A 21,997-nucleotide genomic window follows, 5' to 3' on the forward strand; every position below is an offset into this window, starting at 1 on the left:
TAGCCGCTCCTTAGCTTTGTGCGACTTTGCGCGGGATGAATTCGTTTGCAACCGCTTCTCCTTGCTGTTGCAGGCGCTGCGGTTGCGGAATTTCTGGTATCGCGACATCCAGATGCGGGAACAGCAGCTCACCAACCTTGTACGCTTCTTCCAGATGCGGATAGCCGGACAGCACAAAGCTGTCGATGCCCAGCGCGGCATACTCGTTAATACGTGCTGCGACCGTAGGACCGTCTCCAACCAGTGCGGTCCCTGCGCCACCGCGTACCAGTCCTACCCCTGCCCACAGGTTCGGGCTAATTTCCAGTTTGTCGCGTTTACCGTTGTGCAGTGCAGCCATTCGATGCTGACCAACCGAATCCGTTTTTGAGAAGGCGGCCTGGGCTTTGGCGATGGTGTCGTCATCCAGATGGGCTATCAGACGATCCGCTGCCTGCCATGCCTCGTGCGTTGTCTCTCGTACGATCACATGCAGACGAATACCGAAGCGAATCTTGCGCCCGAGCGCCGCTGCTTTGGCCCGCACCTGTTCAATCTTCGCTTTCACCTGTTCGGGCGGCTCGCCCCAGGTCAGGTAGAGATCAACCTGTTCTGCAGCAAGATCTTGTGCGACATCAGACGAGCCGCCGAAATAAAGCGGTGGTCGGGGTTGTTGTACGGGAGGGAAAAACAGCTTCGCGCCGCGGACGTGAATATGTTTGCCGTTGAAATCCACCGTTTCACCTTGCAGCAAGCGCCGCCAGACCTGAGTAAATTCAGCAGAGGCTTCATAGCGCTCGGTGTGATCGAGGAACACGCCGTCGCCTGCCAGTTCCTGTGGATCGCTGCCGGTCACCAGGTTAAATAACGCCCGGCCATTTGAGAGTCTGTCGAGCGTTGCAGCCTGACGTGCGGCAACCGTTGGCGAGGTAACGCTTGGACGCAGCGCGACCAGAAACTTTAATCGCTGGGTGACCGGGATCATCGAGGCGGCGACCAGCCAGGCATCTTCGCAAGAGCGACCAGTTGGGATCAGAACGCCGGTAAACCCAAGACGATCGGCCGTTTGCGCGATTTGTTGCAGATAACCGTGATCGACAGGGCGCGAACCCTCTTCCGTTCCAAGATAATGACCGTCACCATGGGTGGGTAAAAACCAAAACATGTTCAGACTCATAATTTTTCTCCTGCCTGCTGAGTGGGTTGCCAGATACGCTGGCGAATATCGATTTTTTTCGGCACCAGACGGTTGTCATAAAACAGATCGGCGGTTTGTTGTTGCAGGGCTGCAACAGAGGCGTTGACTGGCACAATGGTGGTTGGCGGACGGTGATCCAGATAAGACGCAATCACCGGTTCTGATAGTCCCATGGTTTTGGCCAGCAGGGTAATACTTTGCTGGCGCTGGCTGAGGGTTAACGCATCGGCCTGGCTAAAGGTATCCAGTACGCCAATAACAAATGCGCCATTTTTCTCGGCATAGGGACGGGCGGCGAGATAAAACGAACCGGTTTGCTTGAGGTCTGAGCCGTCTTTTAGCACGCGTACATCACCTTGCAGTAACGCGGCGGAATAATAGGGGTCCCAGATAGCCCATGCATCAACGTTTCCTTGCTGAAAGGCTGCTCGCGCGTCGGCGGGAGTCAGATAGGTCGGTTGAATATCGGTGAATTTCAGTCCAGCCTGTTGCAGCGCCCGGAGTAGTAAATTGTGGGCGCTGGAACCTTTCTGGAAAGCGACTTTATGTCCTTTAAGCTGCGCGACGCTCTGGATCGGGCTATTTTTCGGCACCAGAATCACTTCGGCTTTCGGCTTGGGCGGCTCGACGCCCACGTAAACCAGATCGGCTCCGGCAGCCTGGGCGAAAATTGGCGGAATATCACCGGTGCTGCCGAGATCGATACTGCCGATGTTGAGCGCTTCCAGCATTTGCGGCCCAGCCGGGAATTCAATCCACGAGATTTTAGTCTGCGGATAGCGTTTCTCCAGTAGCTGATGGCTTTTGGCCAGTACCATACTGACGCTTCCTTTCTGGTAACCAATACGCAAGGCATCGGGGGCCGATTCTGCGGCATGCCCCAAAGTTGATAGCGACAACAACCCACTCAGTGCCAGCCATGACGTGTGACGCTTGAGAAGATTAAGCATGGGCGGCACCTCGCAGGGTGTTCAGTTGAGGAAGTTGGACATAGCGACGATGTAACGCCAGCCAGAAGGTATCGAGCGCACTGTCCAGACGCTGCTGAAGGTTAGGCGTAAACTGAGGTTTATGTTGATAATCAATTACCTGCGAATCATCGGCAAACACACCGTGCAGGATCTCCTGGGCCTTTAATGCGCTCAGTACCGGTTTCAGCGCGTAATCGACGGCAAGCAAATGCGCCACGCTGCCGCCGGTAGCCAACGGCAAAACTACTTTCCCTTCCAGCGCTCGCTCGGGGAGCAGATCGAGCAGGGTTTTCAGGGCGCCAGAGTAAGCGGCTTTATAGACCGGCGTGGCGACAATCAGCCCGTCTGCATCCTGCAATTGTTCGCTAAATGTCTTCAACGCCGGACTGTCAAAACGGGCATAGATTAGGTCTTCCGGGGCAAAGTTATGCAGGTTCCAGTGAAAGACTTCGACATCATGACCGTTTAGTTTTTCTCGGGCATATTCCAGTAACGCGCTGGAGCGAGAGGGAAAGCGTGGGCTTCCCGCCAGAGTAATGACGCGCATAATTTTAATCTCCCCTTATAACTAATTGTTTGCTTTTGCTTAACATTGATAACAATTTATGCAGTCTGGCAGAGAGATTTTGTTTATCGAAATGATTTATACGGGATAGAAAAGTCGAAAAATAAATATACCCGTCATACTTCAAGTTGCATGTGCGTTGGCTTTCCTCGCTCACCCCAGTCACGTACTGGTGTACGTTCCTGGGAATTTGCTGCGTCGCCGCCTTCCTGCAACTCGAATTATTTAGGGTGTAAAAAGCAGGGGCGAGGAAAACGATTGCTATTTATTGCCGCAGGTCAATTCCCTTTTTACTCGCGATCGCACATAATACGCCCCCGGTTTGCACACCGGGAATCCAGGAGAGTTCATGTACTACCCCTTCGTTCGTAAAGCCCTTTTTCAGCTCGATCCAGAGCGCGCTCATGAATTGACATTCCAGCAATTACGTCGCATTACCGGCACACCGCTTGAAGCGCTTGTGCGCCAGAAAGTACCGGCAAAACCGGTTACCTGTATGGGGTTGACGTTTAAAAATCCGCTCGGGCTTGCTGCCGGACTGGATAAAGACGGGGAGTGCATTGATGCGCTCGGCGCGATGGGATTTGGTTCCATTGAGATTGGTACCGTGACGCCACGCCCTCAGCCGGGTAACGATAAACCGCGTCTGTTCCGTCTGGTCGATGCAGAAGGTTTGATCAACCGTATGGGGTTTAATAACCACGGGGTTGATAACCTGGTTGAGAACGTTAAAAAATCGCATTTTGACGGTATTCTGGGGATTAATATTGGTAAGAATAAAGATACCCCAGTAGAGAACGGCAAAGATGACTATCTGATTTGTATGGAAAAAGTCTATGCTTATGCGGGTTATATCGCGATTAATATCTCTTCACCGAATACGCCGGGATTACGTACGCTGCAATACGGCGAGGCGCTAGACGATCTCCTGACGGCAATTAAAAATAAGCAAAATGATCTGCAAGCGATCCACCATAAATATGTTCCAGTGGCGGTAAAGATCGCGCCGGATCTTTCTGTGGAAGAACTGATCCAGGTTGCTGACAGTTTAGTTCGTCATAATATTGATGGCGTAATTGCGACTAACACCACGCTCGATCGTTCTCTCGTTCAAGGAATGAAAAATTGCGATCAAATGGGTGGCCTGAGCGGTCGACCATTACAATTAAAAAGTACAGAAATTATTCGCCAGTTGTCTCAGGAATTAAAAGGCCAGCTGCCGATTATTGGTGTTGGTGGTATCGATTCGGTGATTGCTGCACGTGAGAAAATAGCTGCTGGTGCAACCCTCGTACAGATTTATTCGGGCTTTATTTTTAAAGGTCCGCCGTTGATAAAAGAAATCGTCAGCAATATCTGAATGCTACCTTAATCACAAACCAGGGCTTTATTTCTAGCCCTGGTTGTTTTATATTCCTTTACTGTTGCTTATTTAAACATTCTGAGCTTTTATTATTAGGGCAATAAACGAAGCGGCAAAAGGATACTGTCGTAACGGTGATGATTAAGGAAAGGAGAGAAACTGATGCGAATTAAACCCGACGATAACTGGCGCTGGTATTATGATGAAGAGCATGATCGTATGATGCTCGATTTAGCCAATGGCATGTTATTCCGCTCGCGTTTTGCTCGTAAAATGCTCACTCCTGATGCATTTTCTCCGTCAGGTTTTTGTGTTGATGACGCCGCGCTTTATTTTTCCTTTGAAGAAAAATGTCGCTACCTGGATTTAGCCAAAGAACAAAAAGCGGAACTGGTGCTCAATGCGTTGGTGGCGATTCGTTATCTCAAACCGCAAATGCCGAAAAGCTGGCACTTTGTTGCACACGGTATTAACTGGTCGCCGGTCGTGGGTGACGCTGCCTGTGTTGATTTAAGCGATACCGATGAACAGGTAAACCTGTTAGTGGTTGAGCCGGGTGAAAACGCCGCGCTTTGTCTGCTTGCGCAACCTGGTGTGGTTATCGCCGGGCGCACGATGCAGCTTGGCGATGCGATTAAAATAATGAATGACAGACTGAAACCGCAAGCAGTAGTTGACAGTTTCAGCCTTGAGCAGGCGGTTTAGCTCTCCAGCCTGATTGCCGTTTTGGGAATACAGCTGCAGCACAGAATCGTTCCGTCGTCCCCTATCGCTGATTTCTTCAACGGGCTAACTTCGCCATCTACCAGTCGAATTCGACAGCATCCGCAAATGCCTGCCCGGCATGAATAGGGAACCCGGATACCCTGGTTTTCCAGCTGCTCAAGCAATACCTGCTGATTATTTCCGCGAAAGGTCTGTCCCTGCCAGTCAATAAGCACCGTGGCATCAGGTTGTTGTTCGGGTGCAGTGTCGTCTGATTCCGCCGCGCCGTACGCTCTGGCGGGGCCGGTTGCCAAAATTTCTACCTCATCGCCGACGCGAATAACGCCACTGTTGCGTGCGATAAGATTCTGGCCGAAATCGACATCGCCGTTATCTACCGCAGTTCGGAAGGTTTGCAGTGTTGCGAGCGGTTCGCCGGATGGATGTTTCTGGCCTTTTTCCGGGCTAACGGTAGTGAAAATACAGCGGCTACAGGGTTTTGCAACATCAAAAATGACGTCGCCAATACGAATCACTTTCCAGGTATCTTCTTCCCAGGCACCAGCTCCTGAAACCACCAGATTGGGGCGAAACTGTTCCATTTTGACGCTTGCCGGACAGCGCTGTTGCACATCGCGCAGGGATGCTTCGTTGGCCAGCAGATAGGGATAACCATCAGCGAAGGATAAAGGAACATCAACATGTCGTTTTACACGGCGCGTCAGCTGCGGACCGACCCAGCGTAACTGCACGTCACGGGAGAAAAAACTGCTAAGCCACTGGTTAATAGCCACTGGCGCAATGCGCGCGGTAAAATGATTACCCCATACTTCAGTTGGCGCATCCTGGGTGGCGAAGTCGGCAAACCGTACGAGCGCACTGCTGCCGTCTGGAGCCGTAAGATGCAGCCCATCGTGGAATGGGGAAGGCGTAAAACGGACCATTTGTGGGAACTGGCGGGCGGTTATGAACGTTCCATCAGGTTCAGTGATCATAAATATGCGATCAAAGGCGAGACCGCTAATATCTGCCAGGGCATGCGTAAGCCCAATGCCGCGCATTGATTTAACCGGATGAATAAAAAGTCGGGTTAACGTGACCACTGTACAGCCCCTCGAATGAAAATAAGCCTTCAACTTTATGACATACAGCCCATATTAGCTATAATGCGCAGCAATTTTCTCGGAGTAAAAGTGACATTATGAATTCTCTGTTTGCCAGTACGGCCCGCGGGCTGGAAGAGCTGTTAAAAACTGAACTGGAAAACCTCGGCGCGCTGGAGTGTCAGGTCGTTCAGGGTGGGGTCCATTTTAAGGGCGACACGCGGCTTGTTTACCAGAGCCTGATGTGGAGTCGCCTGGCCTCGCGCATTATCATGCCGATGGGAGAGTGCAAGGTCTACAGCGATCTTGATCTGTACCTCGGCGTTCAGGCAATCGACTGGACAGAGATATTTAACCCTGGTGCTACGTTTGCCGTTCATTTTAGCGGCCTGAACGAAACCATTCGTAACAGCCAGTACGGCGCGCTAAAGGTCAAGGATGCGATTGTCGATGCATTTACCCGTAAAAATATGCCGCGTTCGAATGTGGATCGTGAATCTCCGGATCTGCGCATCAACGTCTGGTTGAATAAAGATACCGCCAGCATTGCGCTCGATCTGAGCGGTGATGGTTTGCACCAGCGTGGCTATCGCGATCGCGCGGGTCAGGCACCGATTAAAGAAACGCTGGCCGCCGCTATTGTTATGCGTTCTGGCTGGCAGCCGGGAACCCCGTTACTCGATCCGATGTGTGGTTCCGGCACACTGCTGATTGAAGCTGCGATGTGGGCAACCGATCGCGCGCCGGGCCTGCACCGCGGGTACTGGGGCTTCAGCGGTTGGGCGCAGCACGACGAAGCCGTCTGGCAAGAAGTTAAAGCCGAAGCGCAGGTGCGTGCGCGTAAGGGACTGGCTGACTATACCTCGCATTTTTATGGATCCGACAGCGATGCGCGCGTGATTGAAAAAGCGCGCAGTAACGCTCGCCGCGCCGGTATCGCCGATCTGATGACGTTTGAGGTTAAAGATGTCGCCAAACTGAGCAATCCGTTGCCGAAAGGACCGTATGGGACAGTTATCAGTAACCCGCCTTACGGCGAACGTCTGGATAGCGAACCGGCGCTGATTGCCCTGCACAGCCTGCTGGGCCGTACGATGAAAAACCAGTTTGGCGGCTGGAATTTGTCGCTGTTCAGCGCCTCTCCGGATCTGCTCAGCAGCCTGCAATTACGTGCCGACAAGCAGTTCAAGGCGAAAAACGGCCCGCTGGATTGTGTGCAGAAAAACTATCACGTTGCAGAGACCACCGCGGACAGCAAGCCTGCCACGGTCGCGGAAGATTATGCTAACCGCCTGCGCAAGAACATCAAGAAACTGGAAAAATGGGCGCGCCAGGAAGGCATTGAATGTTATCGCCTGTATGACGCTGATCTGCCGGAATACAACGTTGCTGTGGATCGTTACGGTGAGTGGGTCGTGGTTCAGGAATATGCCCCACCGAAGACAGTTGATGCGCAAAAAGCGCGCCAACGCCTGTTTGACATTATTGCCGCAACGCTGTCAGTACTGGAAATCGCACCCAATAAACTGGTGCTGAAAACCCGTGAACGGCAGAAAGGCAAGAATCAGTATCAGAAGATGAATGAGAAGGGTGAATTCATTGAGGTAAGCGAGTACAACGCGCGCCTGTGGGTGAACCTGACTGACTACCTTGATACGGGTTTATTCCTCGATCACCGTATTGCGCGCCGTATGCTGGGGCAGATGAGTAAAGGTAAGGACTTCCTTAACCTGTTCTCCTACACCGGCAGCGCCAGCGTACATGCAGGATTGGGCGGTGCGCGTAGCACCACGACGGTTGATATGTCGCGTACCTATCTGGAATGGGCGGAACGCAACCTGCGTCTGAACGGCCTGAGCGGTCGCGCTCACCGTTTAATTCAGGCCGATTGCCTGGGCTGGTTGCGTGATGCCAATGAACAGTTTGATCTGATTTTCATCGATCCGCCGACGTTCTCTAACTCAAAACGTATGGAAGACTCGTTTGATGTGCAGCGCGATCATCTGGCGCTGATGAAAGATCTGAAACGTTTGCTGCGTAAAGACGGCACGATCATGTTCTCCAACAACAAACGTGGGTTCCGTATGGATCTCGACGGTTTGGCTGAACTGGGATTGAAAGCACAAGAAATCACCCAAAAAACGCTTTCCCAGGACTTTGCCCGTAACCGTCAGATCCACAATTGCTGGCTGATTACCGCAGCCTGAAAGGAAAATTAAATGTCATTAATCAGTATGCATGGTGCATGGCTGTCGTTTAGCGATGCGCCGCTTCTTGATAATGCTGAACTGCATATCGAAGATAACGAGCGGGTCTGTCTGGTTGGCCGTAATGGCGCGGGCAAATCGACGCTGATGAAGATCCTGAACCGTGAACAGGGTCTTGACGATGGGCGTATTATTTATGAGCAGGATCTGGTTGTGGCGCGTCTGCAGCAGGATCCGCCGCGCAACGTGCAGGGTAGCGTCTACGATTTTGTCGCCGAAGGGATTGCAGAACAGGCGGTTTACCTCAAGCGTTATCACGATATCTCGCATCTGGTGATCGCCGATCCGAGTGATAAAAACCTCCAGGAACTGGCGAAGGTTCAGGAACAGCTGGATCACCACAATCTGTGGCAGCTGGAAAACCGTATTAATGAAGTACTGGAACAGCTTGGCCTGGAAGCAGACATGGAGCTGGCATCGCTTTCCGGCGGCTGGCTACGTAAGGCGGCGCTGGGCCGCGCGTTAGTGAGCAACCCGCGCGTGCTGCTGTTGGATGAACCGACGAACCACCTGGATATTGAAACCATCGACTGGCTGGAAGGGTTCCTGAAAACCTTCAATGGGACAATTATTTTCATTTCCCATGACCGTTCATTTATCCGCAATATGGCGACGCGTATTGTCGATCTTGATCGCGGCAAGCTGGTGACCTATCCGGGGAGCTACGATCAGTATCTGCTGGATAAAGAAGAAGCGTTGCGCGTAGAAGAGTTACAAAACGCGGAATTTGACCGCAAGTTGGCGCAGGAAGAAGTCTGGATCCGTCAGGGTATCAAAGCGCGTCGTACGCGTAACGAAGGTCGCGTGCGCGCACTGAAAGCCATGCGTCGCGAGCGTGGCGAACGTCGCGAAGTGATGGGCACAGCGAAGATGCAAGTCGAAGAGGCTAGCCGTTCAGGCAAGATTGTTTTCGAAATGGAGAATGTGGATTACCAGGTTGACGGAAAGCAGCTGGTGAAAGATTTCTCCGCGCAGGTGCAGCGTAGCGACAAGATCGCGCTAATCGGACCTAACGGCTGCGGCAAAACAACGCTGCTGAAGTTGATGTTAGGTCAGCTTCAGGCTGACAGCGGACGCATTCACGTCGGTACCAAGCTGGAAGTGGCCTATTTCGATCAGCACCGCGCCGAACTGGATCCCGATAAAACCGTGATGGACAACCTGGCTGAAGGTAAGCAAGAGGTGATGGTTAACGGTAAACCTCGCCATGTGCTGGGTTACCTGCAGGACTTCCTGTTCCATCCGAAACGTGCGATGACGCCAGTACGTGCGCTCTCTGGCGGGGAACGTAATCGCCTGTTATTGGCACGTTTGTTCCTGAAACCCAGCAATCTGTTGATTCTCGATGAACCAACGAACGATCTTGACGTCGAAACGCTAGAACTGCTCGAAGAGTTGATTGATAGCTACCAGGGCACCGTGCTGCTGGTGAGCCACGACCGTCAGTTTGTCGATAATACCGTGACCGAATGCTGGATCTTCGAAGGCGGCGGTAAAATTGGTCGTTATGTCGGCGGTTATCATGATGCGCGCAGTCAACAATCGCAGTATGTGGCGTTTAAGCAGCCAGTTGCGAAAAAAACAGAGGAGCCAGCCGCTCCTAAAGCAGAAATTGTCAAACGCGGCACCAGCAAACTAAGCTATAAACTGCAGCGCGAACTGGAGCAGCTCCCCGCGTTGCTTGAAGAACTGGAAGCTAAGCTGGAAGCCTTACAGGCTCAGGTTGCTGACGCCGCGTTTTTCAGTCAGCCTCACGAGCAAACGCAACAGGTGTTAGCTAATTTGAACGAAGCGGAACAAGAACTTGAGCAAGCCTTTGAGCGCTGGGACTATCTTGAGTCTTTGAAGAATGGCGCATAATTAAAGGAGCACCTATGTGCGAACATCACCATGCCGCGAAGCATATTTTGTGCTCGCAGTGTGACATGCTGGTGGCGTTACCTCGCCTTGAGCATGGTCAGAAAGCGGCATGTCCACGATGTGGCACTACGTTAACCGTTGAGTGGGACGCGCCCCGGCAGCGTCCCACTGCCTATGTTTTAGCCGCACTATTTATGCTGCTGCTGTCAAACCTCTTTCCCTTTGTGAATATGAACGTCGCAGGTGTGAGTAGTGAAGTGACGTTGCTGCAAATTCCCAGCGTGCTCTTTTCTGAAGATTACGCCAGTCTCGGCACCTTCTTTATCTTATTCGTTCAGCTGGTTCCGGCCTTTTGCCTGCTGACGATCCTGCTACTGGTAAACCGGGTTCAGATGCCCGAGCGGCTTAAAGCATGGCTGGCGCGCATTTTGTTTCAGTTAAAAAGCTGGGGAATGGCAGAAATCTTCCTCGCCGGCGTGCTGGTGAGCTTTGTTAAGCTGATGGCCTACGGCGATATCGGCGTGGGCAGCAGCTTTATTCCGTGGTGCTTCTTTTGCGTTTTACAGTTGCGTGCATTTCAGTGCGTTGACCGTCGCTGGCTATGGGATGATATTGCGCCAATGCCTGTCATAAAGCAGGCCTTAAAACCTGGCGTGCCTGGCATCCGACAGGGACTGCGTTCCTGCTCTTGCTGCACTGCAATACTTCCCGCTGATGAACGGGTGTGCCCACGCTGTCAGACGAAAGGCTATGTGCGGCGTAAAAACAGTCTGCAATGGACGTTGGCATTACTGTTTACGTCAATCATGCTTTATCTTCCTGCCAATATTCTGCCGATTATGATTACCGATTTGCTCGGGTCAAAGCTGCCGTCAACCATACTTGAGGGGGTGGTTTTAATCTGGAGCGAAGGCTCGTATCCGGTGGCTGCGGTTATCTTTATCGCCAGTATTATGGTGCCGACGTTGAAAATGATCGCCATTGCCTGGCTATGCTGGGACGCCAAGGGGCACGGCAAGCGCGACAGTGAACGGATGCATTTAATTTATGAGGTCGTGGAATTTGTCGGTCGCTGGTCAATGATCGACGTCTTTGTGATTGCGGTACTCTCTGCGCTGGTGCGCATGGGAGGGTTAATGAACATTTATCCTGCAATGGGTGCTTTGATGTTTGCTTTAGTCGTCATTATGACAATGTTTTCTGCGATGACATTTGATCCGCGTCTGTCGTGGGATCGTGAACCAGAACCAGGCCATGAGGAGTCCTGACAGCATGGAATCTAAAAGTGGGGAAGCCAAAGTGCAAAAGGTAAAAAACTGGTCGCCCGTGTGGATATTTCCTATCGTCACTGCACTCATTGGCGCGTGGGTTCTGTTTTATCACTACAGTCATCAGGGGCCACAGGTCACGCTTATTACCACCAATGCCGAAGGTATTGAAGGGGGCAAGACGACGATTAAGAGCCGCAGTGTGGACGTCGGCATCGTTGAGAGCGCAACCCTGACGGATGATCTGACCCATGTGGAGATTAAAGCGCGCCTTAACTCCGGAATGGAAAAGCTGCTGCATAAAGATTCTGTCTTTTGGGTGGTGAAGCCGCAGGTTGGACGTGAAGGTATCAGTGGGCTCGGCACGCTATTGTCGGGGGCTTATATTGAACTGCAGCCTGGCAATAAAGGCAGTAAGCTGGAAAATTACCAACTGCTGGATTCACCGCCACTGGCCCCGCCAGATGCAAAAGGGATCCGTGTGATTCTGGACAGCAAAAAAGCCGGTCAGTTGAGTCCGGGCGATCCGGTGCTTTTTCGCGGCTATCGTGTAGGTTCGGTTGAAACCAGCACATTTGATGCGCAAAAGCGTACGATCAGCTATCAGCTTTTCATTAATGCGCCTAACGATCGTCTGGTGACCAGTAATGTGCGTTTCTGGAAAGACAGCGGGATCGCCGTAGATCTTACCTCAGCAGGTATGCGCGTAGAAATGGGTTCGCTCTCCACGCTGTTTGGCGGTGGTGTAAGTTTTGATGTGCCAGAAGGTTTAGAGCAGGGCGAGCCGGTCGCACAACAGTCAGCGTTTAATCTTTATGACGATCAAAAAAGTATTCAGGATTCACTGTATACCGATCATATCGATTATCTGATGTTCTTTAAAGATTCGATTCGTGGCCTGCAGCCTGGTGCGCCGCTGGAATTCCGTGGCATCCGCTTGGGTACGGTGAGTAAAGTGCCTTTCTTCTCACCGAATATGCGCCAGGTGTTCAACAATGATTATCGCATTCCGGTGCTGGTACGCATCGAACCAGAACGTCTGAAGGCGCAGCTGGGCGAAGATACTGATGTTGGTGCTCATCTGGCGGAATTGCTTAAACGCGGATTACGGGCATCGCTCAAAACCGGGAACCTGGTGACCGGCGCGCTTTATGTCGATCTCGACTTCTATCCGAAAGAGCCGCCGATTACTGGTGTACGCGAATTTAATGGTTATCAAATTATTCCGACCGTGAGCGGTGGTCTGGCGCAGATCCAACAGCGTCTGATGGAAGCGTTGGATAAGATTAATAATCTGCCGCTGAACCCGATGATTGAGCAGGCAACCAATACGCTGTCGGAAAGCCAGCGCACGATGAAGCATCTGCAAACCACGCTGGATAACATGAACAAGATCACGTCCAGCCAGTCGATGCAGGATCTTCCGGCGGATATGCAGAACACGCTGCGTGAACTAAATCGTAGCATGCAGGGCTTCCAGCCTGGTTCTGCGGCCTACAACAAGATGGTGGCAGATATGCAGCGTCTTGATCAGGTGCTACGTGAACTGCAACCGGTACTGAAAACGCTGAACGATAAGAGTAATGCGCTGGTATTTGAAGCGAAGGACAAAAAAGATCCAGAGCCGAAGAGGGCGAAACAATGAAAAAGTGGCTAGTGGTGATGATGGCGGTCTGGCTGACGTCATGCAGCTCCAGCGGAGAGAATAAAAGCTATTACCAGCTCCCTATCGCACAAGGCGGTGTGCAGAGCTCCGCCAATCAGGGAAACCGTCTGCTGTGGGTTGAACAGATTGCGGTACCTGATTATCTGGCCGGTAATGGGGTGGTTTACCAGACCAGCGATGTGCAATATGTTATAGCCAATAATAATCTCTGGGCCAGCCCATTAGATCAGCAATTGCGCAATACGCTGGTTGCTAACCTCAGCATGCAGTTGCCTGGCTGGGTTGTTGCTTCGCAGCCGCTGGGAAGCACTCAGGACACGCTGAACGTCACCGTAACCGGCTTCCACGGTCGTTACGATGGTAAGGTTATCGTGAGTGGAGAATGGTTGCTGAATCATCAGGGACAACTGATCAAACGTCCATTCCACATCGAAGCTGTACAGACTAAAGACGGCTACGATGAGATGGTGAAGGTTCTTGCTAACGCCTGGAGTCAGGAAGCGGCGGCTATTGCTCAAGAGCTGAAACGCATCCCATAAGCTTAAATAATTGTAAATTATGCCGCCCCTGGCTCACCGCCCGGGGCGGTTTTTTTTATTTTTTTAGCCGTGGAGATAGCTGTTCTGACTGACTATTTTTGTACAAATGATTTAGAGGCTAGCTCACAAATATGACACTGGCGTGAATTTTGCGCATTGACGAGCCTAATGTTTAGGGGTATTCGTTTAGTGTGATTGCACACTTAGTAATCACTGTTTTCTTTTCCACCAGACCAAAAAATGAGGGAAACGAGGCATGAAGAGACAAAAACGAGATCGCCTGGAACGGGCACATCAACGTGGATATCAGGCCGGCATTGCCGGACGCTCAAAAGAAATGTGTCCCTATCAGACGCTGAATCAGAGGTCATACTGGCTGGGAGGCTGGCGAGAAGCCATGGGGGATAGGGTTTTAATGGCCTGATTCTGTCTCTTTAGATAAAAGAAACCTCCGCAGAGCGGAGGTTTCGCCTTTTTGCACACCAGATAAAACGGAGAAACGTTAATGTCTGGCTGCTACGCAGTCCTGGATTAGAACGCGGAAGTGTCCTGGAACAGACCCACTTTCAGATCGTTTGCGGTGTAGATCAGACGACCATCAACCAGCACTTCACCATCAGCCAGGCCCATGATCAGGCGACGGTTAACGATACGTTTGAAGTGAATGCGGTAAGTGACTTTCTTCGCAGTCGGCAGAACCTGGCCGGTGAATTTAACTTCACCTACGCCCAGCGCACGGCCTTTACCTTCGCCGCCCAGCCAGCCGAGATAGAATCCAACCAGCTGCCACATGGCGTCGAGACCCAGACAGCCCGGCATCACCGGATCGCCGATAAAGTGACAACCGAAGAACCACAGGTCTGGGTTGATATCCAGTTCAGCTTCAACATAACCTTTGTCAAAGTTGCCACCGGTTTCGGTCATCTTGATGACACGGTCCATCATCAGCATGCTTGGTGCTGGCAGTTGTGGCCCTTTTGCGCCAAACAGTTCACCGCGACCAGAGGCAAGAAGGTCTTCTTTCGTATAGGATTCGCGTTTATCTACCATGTTCTCTGTAAGCCTTATTTTATTGAAGCACGCAGGATAGCTAACACGTGTACGCTGAACAAGTCCGATCAGTTCGGAATAATCCAGTTCAGCCAACGTAGCGGCCATGGAAAACGGTGACGACCTTCCTGTTGCGTAGCCGTGGCAATACGCTCCTGAATGGTTTGCATCAGCGTTGTCTGGCCTTCGCCATCCCACACCAGATTTAACAACAGTGGCAGCGCATCAGTTACGTCGTCCACCGCCCAGATAGTGAATTTTTCTTCTTCTATGGCCTGCAGCAGTGCGGGATGCAGGCTGAGGTGTCTGACGTTAGCCGAAGGAATGATAACGCCCTGCGTGCCCGTCAGCTCACGCTGCTGGCAGATGGCGAAGAAACCTTCAATTTTCTCATTCAGACCACCGACAGGTTGCGCCCGACCAAACTGATCGACAGAACCGGTAATGGCGATACTTTGATTAACAGGCACGTCGGCGAGGGCGCTGATCAATGCGCACAGTTCTGCCATAGACGCGCTGTCACCGTCCACTTCGCTGTAAGATTGCTCAAAGGTCAGCGAGGCAGAGAAGGGGATTTGCTGCTCAAGCTGGAGTTCCGACATCAGGAACGCCTGCATAATCATCATACCCTTGGCATGAATATTTCCGCCGAGCTCGGCTTTGCGCTCAATGTCCGTAAACTCGCCGTCGCCAATATGCACGACGCAACTGATACGAGAAGGTTCGCCAAATGCGCGTGGGTGGCCTGGAAACTCAATCACCGACAAGGCGTTGATCTGGCCAATACGCTCGCCTTCTGTCTCGATAAGGATCTGCTCTTGCAGAATTTCATCCTGCATGCGTTCAGCCAGGAATCCCTCACGCCATTCGCGCTGAGCCAGCATCAGGCTGAACTGCTCAGCGTTGCAGGTTTTGCTCTCGCATAACGGGGCCACCTCTTTGAACTGTCTGGTGATCCACAGCGGGTTAAGCGGCAATGTATCCTGTTCACCGGTATAGCGGACGGCTTCACGGATCAAAACCTGCCAGGCATCAGGAGCGGGGTAAGGCAAATTATTGCGCATGGCAGTATGCGTGACCCACTGACACCACTGCGTCATGGTTTCGGCATCCACTATCTGCAGATTATCTTCAAACTCGCTGTAAATGGCCTGCTCAGCCAACTCTGGTTCCATGTCCTGGAAATCCGCCAGCGATTCACGCTCACCCACCAAAATCACTTTCAGTTTAAGCGGCATAGGCGGAACAGAGACAGGCAGCGGGCGAGACTCATCAAAAGCCACCCAATCAAAACGCTCGTGGCTGACAATGGCTTTCAGGCGCATCCACAACAGCGGTTGGGCCAACAGCGTGCGCAATGAGATAACCAGCACCCCCCCATTGGCCTGATGTACCAGACCTGGCTGCAGCGTAATTTCGCCATTGAACTGACGCAGGCAGCCAAACAGTTGTTCGGCTTCGGCCCAGTCAGCGCTGACTACCTGCGTCAACGTCGCAAAATTGTCTTCCGCTTTTTCAGCTGTACGATAACGAATAGTATGACCGGAGATGTCGTAATGGCCGCCAGTCAGGCTTCCTGCATCCGTGTGCAAGGGACGTGCAGCCTTTGCAATAAGGTTGAGATACTCAAGCTCTTCCGGTGCTTTAACCAACATGAACGAGGATGTTGTCCAGTGCTGAAGAAGCTGCTCTAGCGCGAATTGTAAACGTGGCTGAGTATCACTAAGTAAGGTGTCGGTGTCGTCAGTGACGTGCGGCTGTGCAAATACTTCCTGATAACTGTCGGTATCAGGTACCAGATCACGCCATGCAAGTTTCGTAATGGTCAAAGTTGATGTTTTTTAGTCTGTTGTAAAAAACGAGATTATACCGTAACCCTCACCACTAAACACCAGGAAAGCGCCGCGAAACGGTTGTGATGACGCGCGGCAGTTCACAGGCTGGATATTCTTTTCTTCAGATGCCGAAAAAGCTGATATTCTGATAAGAGTTACACGGTAACATTGAGATCGCAATGAAATATCAACAACTTGAAAATCTTGAAAGCGGATGGAAATGGAAGTACCTGGTGAAGAAGCATCGCGAGGGGGAGTTGATTACCCGCTATGTGGAAGCCAGCGCTGCCAAAGAAGCCGTTGATTTGTTGCTAACCCTCGAAAATGAACCGGTTCGGGTCAACGCCTGGATTGAAGAATACATGAACCCTGCACTGCTCAATCGTATGAAGCAAACGATCCGGGCGAGGCGTAAGCGGCACTTTAATGCAGAACATCAACATACGCGTAAGAAATCGATCGATCTGGAGTTTATGGTCTGGCAGCGTCTGGCTGGTCTTGCGCAGCGGCGTGGAAAAACGCTTTCTGAAACTATAGTGCAGCTGATTGAAGACGCAGAGCATAAAGAGAAGTACGCGAACAAAATGTCGACATTGAAGCAGGATTTACAGGCGTTGCTGGGAAAAGACTAGCGGTTGGCTGGTGTAACAAGAGGCTTGTTTTGAGTGGAAACAGATGAAAAAAAACCCCGCATAGCGGGGTTTTTTTATAAGACGATAACTTAAGCCTGAGGCTGAGTTACAACGTCTTTGATGCCTTTAACTTCGATCTCAACACGACGATCCGGAGCCAGGCAGTCGATCAGTGCAGCGCGAGCTTTCACGTTGTCACAGGTGTTGCCAGTAACTGGGTTGGATTCACCCATGCCACGTGCAGAGATTTTGTCAGAAGGAATACCTTTAGAGATCAGGTAATCAACAACGGACTGAGCACGTTTCTCGGACAGACCCTGGTTGTAAGCGTCAGAACCGATGCGGTCAGTGAAGCCCAGAACCACTACGGAACCGTCTTTCGGATCCAGGTTGCTCAGCTGGCTGTACATCTGGTCCAGAGCCTGCTGGCCTTCTGGTTTCAGAGTTGCTTTGTTGAAGTTGAACAGAACGTCAGACTTCAGAGTGAAGTGCTTGGTCTGTACTTCTGGAGCCGGAGCCGGAGCAACAACTACTGGAGCTGCTTCTTCCTGCTGGCCGAAACGGTAAGAAACACCAACGCTCAACAGGCCGTTATCCGGACGACCACCAACGGTGTTCGCGTCACCGATGTTGTTGGTCCACTGGTATTCCAGACGGGTAGCGATTTCAGGAGTAATTGCATACTCTACGCCACCAGCGAATACTGGGGATACACCAGTGTCGTGGTCTTTGAAGCCTTCGTTGTTTTTAGCGTCTGCACGCCAAACCATACCACCCAGACGGGTATAAACGTCCAGATCGTCAGTGATTGGGTAACCCAGTTTAGCGGTCAGCTGAACGCCCTGAGCTTTGAAAGCGCCGTTTTGATGAGTCTGGTCGGTGTAGCCTTTGTACGGCATACGGCCTAACCAGTCGTAACCCATTTCAAAACCAACGTACGGGTTAACCTGATAACCACCGAACGCACCAGCACCCAATTGGCTTTCGTGAGTTGGGCCAGTGTTGTTGATCTGGTTGTTGCCAATATCATGGTACTGAGACCAGCCCATTTTAGCACCAGCGTACCAGGTGTTATCTTTCGGAGCGGCCTGCGCCACGGTAGCGAAACCAGCCAGTGCCACTGCAATTGCGATAGCTGTCTTTTTCATTTTTTGCGCCTCGTTATCATCCAAAATTCGCCATGAATATCTCCGAAGAGAGATAACACGGTTAAATCCTTCACCCGGGGACCAGTTCAATAGTTGCTCTACCGATATCTGCGGCTTACGCCGAGCACCCCTGGCGATGTAAAGTCTACAACGTAGTTGAAAACTTACAAGTGTGAAGTCCGTCAGGCATATGAAAAAAAAAGGCTTGTATACATAATATTTAACATTTATTGATGACTAAATGCACTGAGGATTTCCTGAAAACCGCTTGAGACAGGCGTTCGGACGAAAAACGCGTTAAAGCTCAAAGGCAAATTGAAGCATGAAAAAAAATTCCAGGATAAATCCTAATTTTACTCAATGATACAAATTCGAGTGAATTTTTAGCCCGGAATGCTGTCTCCCCGCAAGTGACTGTGCGCAAACAGGACGCATGATAAAACCCATCGCATTTCCTTCATCAGCCGCTTTTACCAGCTCGGCATGTTCATCTTCCGTTAATTCTTCCGCCAGCCAGCCGATAACAACACTGTAATTACCTGTGCGCAGCGCACGGATCATCGATTCCAGCGTATTGCAGGGGGAGAGTTGACTAATCTGCATTACTTTTGTCAATGGAAGTCCGGCTGACTGCACCCACTCCCGGCTTAATTTTTGCTGAGGCGTCAGCCACAGCTGCCAGCGTGATTGCTGCCCTAACTGTTGCAGCAGAGGAAGCAGCAGTAGTTGCGTCATCATGGGCTGGTCCTCGCGATAGACTACTTCACTGATAAGCCCAGCGGTTGCGTTCTCTGATGAAACGCGCGCAATGCTGCTTGATGCGGAAGAGAACGACGAAGAACGATTTGCATAGCCTGAAGTGTACATAATCAATCCAGCCCTGTGAGTTACTGTATGAATATACAGTAACCCTGCTATCAACAAAGATCAACCTTATTTTCGGAAACAGGTTCGCAATTTTTAGTTGTCGTCACGGGAAAAATAAAATTCATCTTGCCCCATACGCATAAGTTGCCTATTTTCGTCATTAACGGATCCGCTATTGAAAATCATTTGCTTACGTTATGATTTAAAAAGGATTTTTATGAAAGAGCTTTCTTATGCAAGGATCTATAAATCGCAGGAATATCTGGCTTCTCTGGGGACAATTCACTATCGCTCACTGTTTGGTGGCTACAGTCTGACGGTTGGCGATACGGTCTTTGCCATGGTCGCCAATGGTGAGTTGTATCTTCGCGCCTGTGAACAGAGCGCCCAGTATTGTGTACAAAATTCTCCTGTCTGGCTGACATTTATTAAGCGGGGACGTCCTCTTGTACTTAATTATTACCAGGTGAACGATGCCCTGTGGCAAAACCAGCAGCAACTGGTGTCGTTATCGCGATATTCGTTGGATGCAGCGGTTAAGGAAAAACAGAGTCGCTTTACCCAGCATCGTCTGCGGGAATTGCCAAATATGACGTTTCATCTGGAGACTCTGCTGAATGAAGTTGGAATTAAAGATGAGGGGACCATGCGGTCGTTGGGAGCACAAATGTGCTGGCTGAAACTTCGGCAAAATAACCCGGCTCTGACGGTAAAAGTACTCTATGCCCTTGAAGGCGCGGTAGGGGGGATACATGAAGCCGCGCTCCCGGCGACGCGTCGCCAGGAGCTGGTGGAGTGGGTAAGTTCTCTTACGCCGGAATCGGGGTATTAGAAGGTAGTACGGCAATTTGCTGCTGTAATCGCCGGATTTCCGGGAGCAGAGCGATCAATAACCCAACTTGCTGAACGACCAGAGGCTCTTTACTGTCCGGGCGTGGTTCCAGGTGCTGAATTCGCTGCTTCAGCCCTTCTAACGCCTGGTATACGCGTTGCTCGTCAGCGGGTTGATGGTGAAGGGCATCATCAACATAGCAAACAGCGTCATCCAGCAATGCCAGAACGTCTGGATTGGTCAACTGTTCGCGATGTGCGCCAAGCGCAGAAATATAGCTGGTAAACGTATGGTTGAGACACAGTAAACGGAACGCCGTTTCGCGGGTTTGGGCCGTCACATCCGGCTCGCTCGACATGTTTGACACCACGGAGGCGAGTTCAGCATCACGGTTATGCGCGTCACGGCGAGCGATACGGTAGGCCAGACGATTATCACGACCCTGATGGTATTGTTCGAGAATTGCATCAAGGTAGCGGCAGTTAGCGTCAGTCGCCCGCTCAATTACCCGTGGTAGATTACGAAAACGCCAGTCTGGCCAGATGAAACTGACAGCCGCCCAGGCGATAGCACAGCCAATTAGCGTATCGATGACACGCGGCAGTGCAACCTCAAAACCTTCGCCGAGCAGGTTAAAGCACAGTAATACCAGCAGCGTGATAAACATGGTGGCGTGCGCATACTGGACGTTGCGAAAGGCAAAAAACAGTACACCAGTGATCACTAAAAGTATTAGCTGCCCTTCTAAAGAGGGCACAAACCACAGGATCGGTAAACCGATGGCAATACCAACCAACGTGCCGATAATCCTGAGCGCCAGGCGATGTCGGGTGGCATTGTAGTTTGGTTGACAGACAAACAGGCTGGTCAGCAAGATCCAGTATCCGTGATTCATGCCAGTTACCTGGATAATGGCATAACCAACACAGAGCACTAACGACATGCGGACGGCATGGCGAAACAGTGCGGACTCTGGGGTGAAATTACGGCTCAGGCGTAACCAGATATCACTGAATCCATGGGGACTGTCATCAGCAAGCTGATTTTCAGACTCATTGCGCGAGAGTACCTGAGCCTGTTCAGACTCAATGGTGGCCAGTTGCGCATCGATAGCCCGCAGGTTCGATAGTAAGAATCCCAGCGTATTGAGCAGATCTGCAGGCTCACCACTGGCACGCATGCGCTCAAGTGCGGCATCTATATGGGTGAAGACGCGCTCAAAGTGCGGATCGTGCTGGTAAGGCGTGCGCAATAAAATACAACGAGACAATTGTGAACAGGCTTGTCCTTGCATCGACATCAACCGCTGGAAGCGGAACATCACATCGCTATGACGGAAATGATCGCGTAGCGTTTGATATTGAATATGTGAGGAGCTTGCGCGTTCATGAATATCCTGCGCCACAAAATAGTAATGTAGCGTGCGACGTGTTCCCCGTTGTCCACGGTCACCGCGCAGGCGAGTCAGCAGCGACACTTTGGTCTGGTTTAGCGTTGCCATCAGTTGCCCATTAGCGAGGGCTAAATCATACAACGGCGCCTGGCTTTCATCTTCGATGTCGGGATCAAAAAGACGCGACTTCAGTTCCAGGTAGTGCGCTAATTGTTCGTAGCTGCGGGCCAGATTGTCCTGTAAGGGGCGGATGGGGAACAGAAGATGTCCGGTGAGCGTCAGCAGGTTATACCAGATAGCGCCAGCGAGCAGCAGGATTGGTTGTTGATACCACTGATCGTAAAGCGAGGTGCCCAGCATCGTGTAAATGGCGATGAGCAACGCGCCAAAAGCGATGGTTGCATAGCGCTGGCCTAATCCCCCCAGCAGAATAAAACCGCTGGTGGAAAGCGTTAACCCAATAGCAAACAGCCAGGGCCATGGGAAGAGCAGTTCAACGGAGGCTGAGGCAATAAAAAAGCACACCAGCGTGATGATTAAATTGCGCAGTCGGCCCGCGAGACGATCATCGAGATCGGTAAGTGCGGCAGCGACCATACCCAGCGTGAGTGGGATGGTCAGCTTGACGTCACCCAGCCACCAGGGCAGCGCCGTTGTACCGCATAGCGCGATAAAAATCCGCACGTAGTACAGCCAGGTGCTGTTCCAGGTATAGCGTTTGAGCAGAGGACTTAACATAAAGGCCATTGGTCCTGA

Annotated in this window: 19 protein-coding genes; 10 read left to right on the forward strand and 9 right to left on the reverse strand. The window is 51.4% G+C overall.

Annotated features, from left to right (window positions below; translation table 11 throughout):
• Positions 1–10: 10 nt before the first annotated feature.
• Genes ssuD through ssuE form a run of 3 tightly spaced genes read right to left on the reverse strand, consistent with a single transcriptional unit; the run spans position 11 to position 2,695 of the window.
• Positions 11–1,156, reverse strand: coding sequence for an FMNH2-dependent alkanesulfonate monooxygenase (gene ssuD, locus C2U41_RS05495; RefSeq protein WP_032936307.1), 1,146 nt, complete (start codon positions 1,154–1,156; stop codon positions 11–13).
• Complete coding sequence (locus tag C2U41_RS05500) at positions 1,153–2,127, reverse strand: sulfonate ABC transporter substrate-binding protein (protein ID WP_032936305.1); 975 nt, start codon at positions 2,125–2,127, stop codon at positions 1,153–1,155. Before C2U41_RS05500 ends, ssuD begins: the two co-directional genes overlap by 4 nt.
• A complete protein-coding gene (gene ssuE, locus C2U41_RS05505; protein ID WP_032936304.1) occupies positions 2,120–2,695 on the reverse strand; it encodes an NADPH-dependent FMN reductase in 576 nt (191 codons plus the stop codon). Before ssuE ends, C2U41_RS05500 begins: the two co-directional genes overlap by 8 nt.
• Before the next feature lie 367 nt (positions 2,696–3,062).
• Between ssuE and pyrD the strand changes: the two genes are divergently transcribed.
• Complete coding sequence (pyrD, locus tag C2U41_RS05510) at positions 3,063–4,073, forward strand: quinone-dependent dihydroorotate dehydrogenase (RefSeq protein WP_003831973.1); 1,011 nt, start codon at positions 3,063–3,065, stop codon at positions 4,071–4,073.
• A 165-nt stretch (positions 4,074–4,238) separates the two neighbouring features.
• A complete protein-coding gene (zapC, locus tag C2U41_RS05515) occupies positions 4,239–4,781 on the forward strand; it encodes a cell division protein ZapC (protein WP_003035852.1) in 543 nt (180 codons plus the stop codon).
• Here the strand turns inward: zapC and C2U41_RS05520 are convergent.
• Positions 4,778–5,884, reverse strand: a complete 1,107-nt coding sequence (locus C2U41_RS05520) for a YcbX family protein (protein WP_032936301.1) — start codon at positions 5,882–5,884, stop codon at positions 4,778–4,780. The two genes, zapC and C2U41_RS05520, sit on opposite strands and share 4 nt — an antisense overlap.
• Positions 5,885–5,982: 98 nt before the next feature.
• Between C2U41_RS05520 and rlmKL the strand changes: the two genes are divergently transcribed.
• The 6 genes from rlmKL (at position 5,983) to rmf (ending at position 13,908) form a co-directional block, all read left to right on the forward strand.
• Positions 5,983–8,091: a bifunctional 23S rRNA (guanine(2069)-N(7))-methyltransferase RlmK/23S rRNA (guanine(2445)-N(2))-methyltransferase RlmL gene (rlmKL, locus tag C2U41_RS05525; protein WP_103848622.1), complete on the forward strand. Its 2,109-nt coding sequence runs from the start codon at positions 5,983–5,985 to the stop codon at positions 8,089–8,091.
• A gap of 12 nt (positions 8,092–8,103) precedes the next feature.
• The gene (locus tag C2U41_RS05530) at positions 8,104–10,011 is read left to right on the forward strand and encodes an ABC transporter ATP-binding protein (RefSeq protein WP_103848623.1); all 1,908 of its coding nucleotides are present in this window, start codon (positions 8,104–8,106) and stop codon (positions 10,009–10,011) included.
• Between the two features lie 14 nt (positions 10,012–10,025).
• Positions 10,026–11,279 (forward strand): membrane integrity-associated transporter subunit PqiA, encoded by a 1,254-nt coding sequence (pqiA, locus tag C2U41_RS05535; RefSeq protein ID WP_003035862.1) that lies wholly within the window; start codon positions 10,026–10,028, stop codon positions 11,277–11,279.
• A 4-nt stretch (positions 11,280–11,283) separates the two neighbouring features.
• A complete protein-coding gene (gene pqiB / locus C2U41_RS05540; RefSeq protein WP_003836843.1) occupies positions 11,284–12,924 on the forward strand; it encodes an intermembrane transport protein PqiB in 1,641 nt (546 codons plus the stop codon).
• Positions 12,921–13,484, forward strand: a complete 564-nt coding sequence (gene pqiC / locus C2U41_RS05545; protein WP_032936292.1) for a membrane integrity-associated transporter subunit PqiC — start codon at positions 12,921–12,923, stop codon at positions 13,482–13,484. Before pqiB ends, pqiC begins: the two co-directional genes overlap by 4 nt.
• Positions 13,485–13,740: 256 nt before the next feature.
• Positions 13,741–13,908, forward strand: a complete 168-nt coding sequence (gene rmf / locus C2U41_RS05550) for a ribosome modulation factor (RefSeq protein WP_003035871.1) — start codon at positions 13,741–13,743, stop codon at positions 13,906–13,908.
• A 107-nt stretch (positions 13,909–14,015) separates the two neighbouring features.
• Here the strand turns inward: rmf and fabA are convergent, their stop codons facing one another.
• On the reverse strand, positions 14,016–14,534 hold the full coding sequence (gene fabA, locus C2U41_RS05555; RefSeq protein ID WP_003035875.1) for a bifunctional 3-hydroxydecanoyl-ACP dehydratase/trans-2-decenoyl-ACP isomerase: 519 nt from the start codon (positions 14,532–14,534) through the stop codon (positions 14,016–14,018).
• Positions 14,535–14,602: 68 nt separating this feature from the next.
• The gene (locus C2U41_RS05560) at positions 14,603–16,363 is read right to left on the reverse strand and encodes an AAA family ATPase (RefSeq protein ID WP_032936291.1); all 1,761 of its coding nucleotides are present in this window, start codon (positions 16,361–16,363) and stop codon (positions 14,603–14,605) included.
• A gap of 185 nt (positions 16,364–16,548) precedes the next feature.
• Between C2U41_RS05560 and matP the strand changes: the two genes are divergently transcribed.
• Positions 16,549–17,001: a macrodomain Ter protein MatP gene (gene matP / locus C2U41_RS05565; RefSeq protein WP_003035881.1), complete on the forward strand. Its 453-nt coding sequence runs from the start codon at positions 16,549–16,551 to the stop codon at positions 16,999–17,001.
• A gap of 89 nt (positions 17,002–17,090) precedes the next feature.
• Here matP and ompA read toward each other — a convergent pair whose 3' ends face one another.
• Both ompA and sulA read right to left on the reverse strand, forming a co-directional pair.
• Positions 17,091–18,149 carry a porin OmpA gene (gene ompA / locus C2U41_RS05570; RefSeq protein ID WP_103848624.1) on the reverse strand — a complete coding sequence of 353 codons (1,059 nt, stop codon included), beginning with the start codon at positions 18,147–18,149 and terminating at the stop codon, positions 17,091–17,093.
• 357 nt (positions 18,150–18,506) lie between these two features.
• Positions 18,507–19,016, reverse strand: coding sequence for an SOS-induced cell division inhibitor SulA (gene sulA, locus C2U41_RS05575; RefSeq protein WP_032936288.1), 510 nt, complete (start codon positions 19,014–19,016; stop codon positions 18,507–18,509).
• Positions 19,017–19,233: 217 nt separating this feature from the next.
• On the opposite strand from sulA, the gene C2U41_RS05580 reads away from it, so the two are divergent.
• Positions 19,234–19,848 carry a TfoX/Sxy family DNA transformation protein gene (locus C2U41_RS05580; protein ID WP_032936287.1) on the forward strand — a complete coding sequence of 205 codons (615 nt, stop codon included), beginning with the start codon at positions 19,234–19,236 and terminating at the stop codon, positions 19,846–19,848.
• On the opposite strand, the gene yccS is transcribed toward C2U41_RS05580, so the two are convergent.
• Positions 19,826–21,979 carry a YccS family putative transporter gene (gene yccS / locus C2U41_RS05585; RefSeq protein WP_103848632.1) on the reverse strand — a complete coding sequence of 718 codons (2,154 nt, stop codon included), beginning with the start codon at positions 21,977–21,979 and terminating at the stop codon, positions 19,826–19,828. The genes C2U41_RS05580 and yccS overlap by 23 nt on opposite strands.
• Between the last annotated feature and the right edge of the window lie 18 nt (positions 21,980–21,997).

It is taken from the genome of Citrobacter freundii complex sp. CFNIH4 (genome assembly GCF_002934505.1).
Classification (GTDB): domain Bacteria; phylum Pseudomonadota; class Gammaproteobacteria; order Enterobacterales; family Enterobacteriaceae; genus Citrobacter; species Citrobacter freundii.

What these genes read in the sequence shown, in the direction of transcription:
- ssuD (WP_032936307.1), bottom strand. Translation starts at nt 1,156, where the DNA reads ATGAGTCTGAACATGTTTTGGTTTTTACCCACCCATGGTGACGGTCAT.
- C2U41_RS05500 (WP_032936305.1), bottom strand. Translation starts at nt 2,127, where the DNA reads ATGCTTAATCTTCTCAAGCGTCACACGTCATGGCTGGCACTGAGTGGG.
- ssuE (WP_032936304.1), bottom strand. Translation starts at nt 2,695, where the DNA reads ATGCGCGTCATTACTCTGGCGGGAAGCCCACGCTTTCCCTCTCGCTCC.
- pyrD (WP_003831973.1), top strand. Translation starts at nt 3,063, where the DNA reads ATGTACTACCCCTTCGTTCGTAAAGCCCTTTTTCAGCTCGATCCAGAG.
- zapC (WP_003035852.1), top strand. Translation starts at nt 4,239, where the DNA reads ATGCGAATTAAACCCGACGATAACTGGCGCTGGTATTATGATGAAGAG.
- rlmKL (WP_103848622.1), top strand. Translation starts at nt 5,983, where the DNA reads ATGAATTCTCTGTTTGCCAGTACGGCCCGCGGGCTGGAAGAGCTGTTA.
- C2U41_RS05530 (WP_103848623.1), top strand. Translation starts at nt 8,104, where the DNA reads ATGTCATTAATCAGTATGCATGGTGCATGGCTGTCGTTTAGCGATGCG.
- pqiA (WP_003035862.1), top strand. Translation starts at nt 10,026, where the DNA reads ATGTGCGAACATCACCATGCCGCGAAGCATATTTTGTGCTCGCAGTGT.
- pqiB (WP_003836843.1), top strand. Translation starts at nt 11,284, where the DNA reads ATGGAATCTAAAAGTGGGGAAGCCAAAGTGCAAAAGGTAAAAAACTGG.
- pqiC (WP_032936292.1), top strand. Translation starts at nt 12,921, where the DNA reads ATGAAAAAGTGGCTAGTGGTGATGATGGCGGTCTGGCTGACGTCATGC.
- rmf (WP_003035871.1), top strand. Translation starts at nt 13,741, where the DNA reads ATGAAGAGACAAAAACGAGATCGCCTGGAACGGGCACATCAACGTGGA.
- fabA (WP_003035875.1), bottom strand. Translation starts at nt 14,534, where the DNA reads ATGGTAGATAAACGCGAATCCTATACGAAAGAAGACCTTCTTGCCTCT.
- matP (WP_003035881.1), top strand. Translation starts at nt 16,549, where the DNA reads ATGAAATATCAACAACTTGAAAATCTTGAAAGCGGATGGAAATGGAAG.
- ompA (WP_103848624.1), bottom strand. Translation starts at nt 18,149, where the DNA reads ATGAAAAAGACAGCTATCGCAATTGCAGTGGCACTGGCTGGTTTCGCT.
- sulA (WP_032936288.1), bottom strand. Translation starts at nt 19,016, where the DNA reads ATGTACACTTCAGGCTATGCAAATCGTTCTTCGTCGTTCTCTTCCGCA.
- C2U41_RS05580 (WP_032936287.1), top strand. Translation starts at nt 19,234, where the DNA reads ATGAAAGAGCTTTCTTATGCAAGGATCTATAAATCGCAGGAATATCTG.
- yccS (WP_103848632.1), bottom strand. Translation starts at nt 21,979, where the DNA reads ATGTTAAGTCCTCTGCTCAAACGCTATACCTGGAACAGCACCTGGCTG.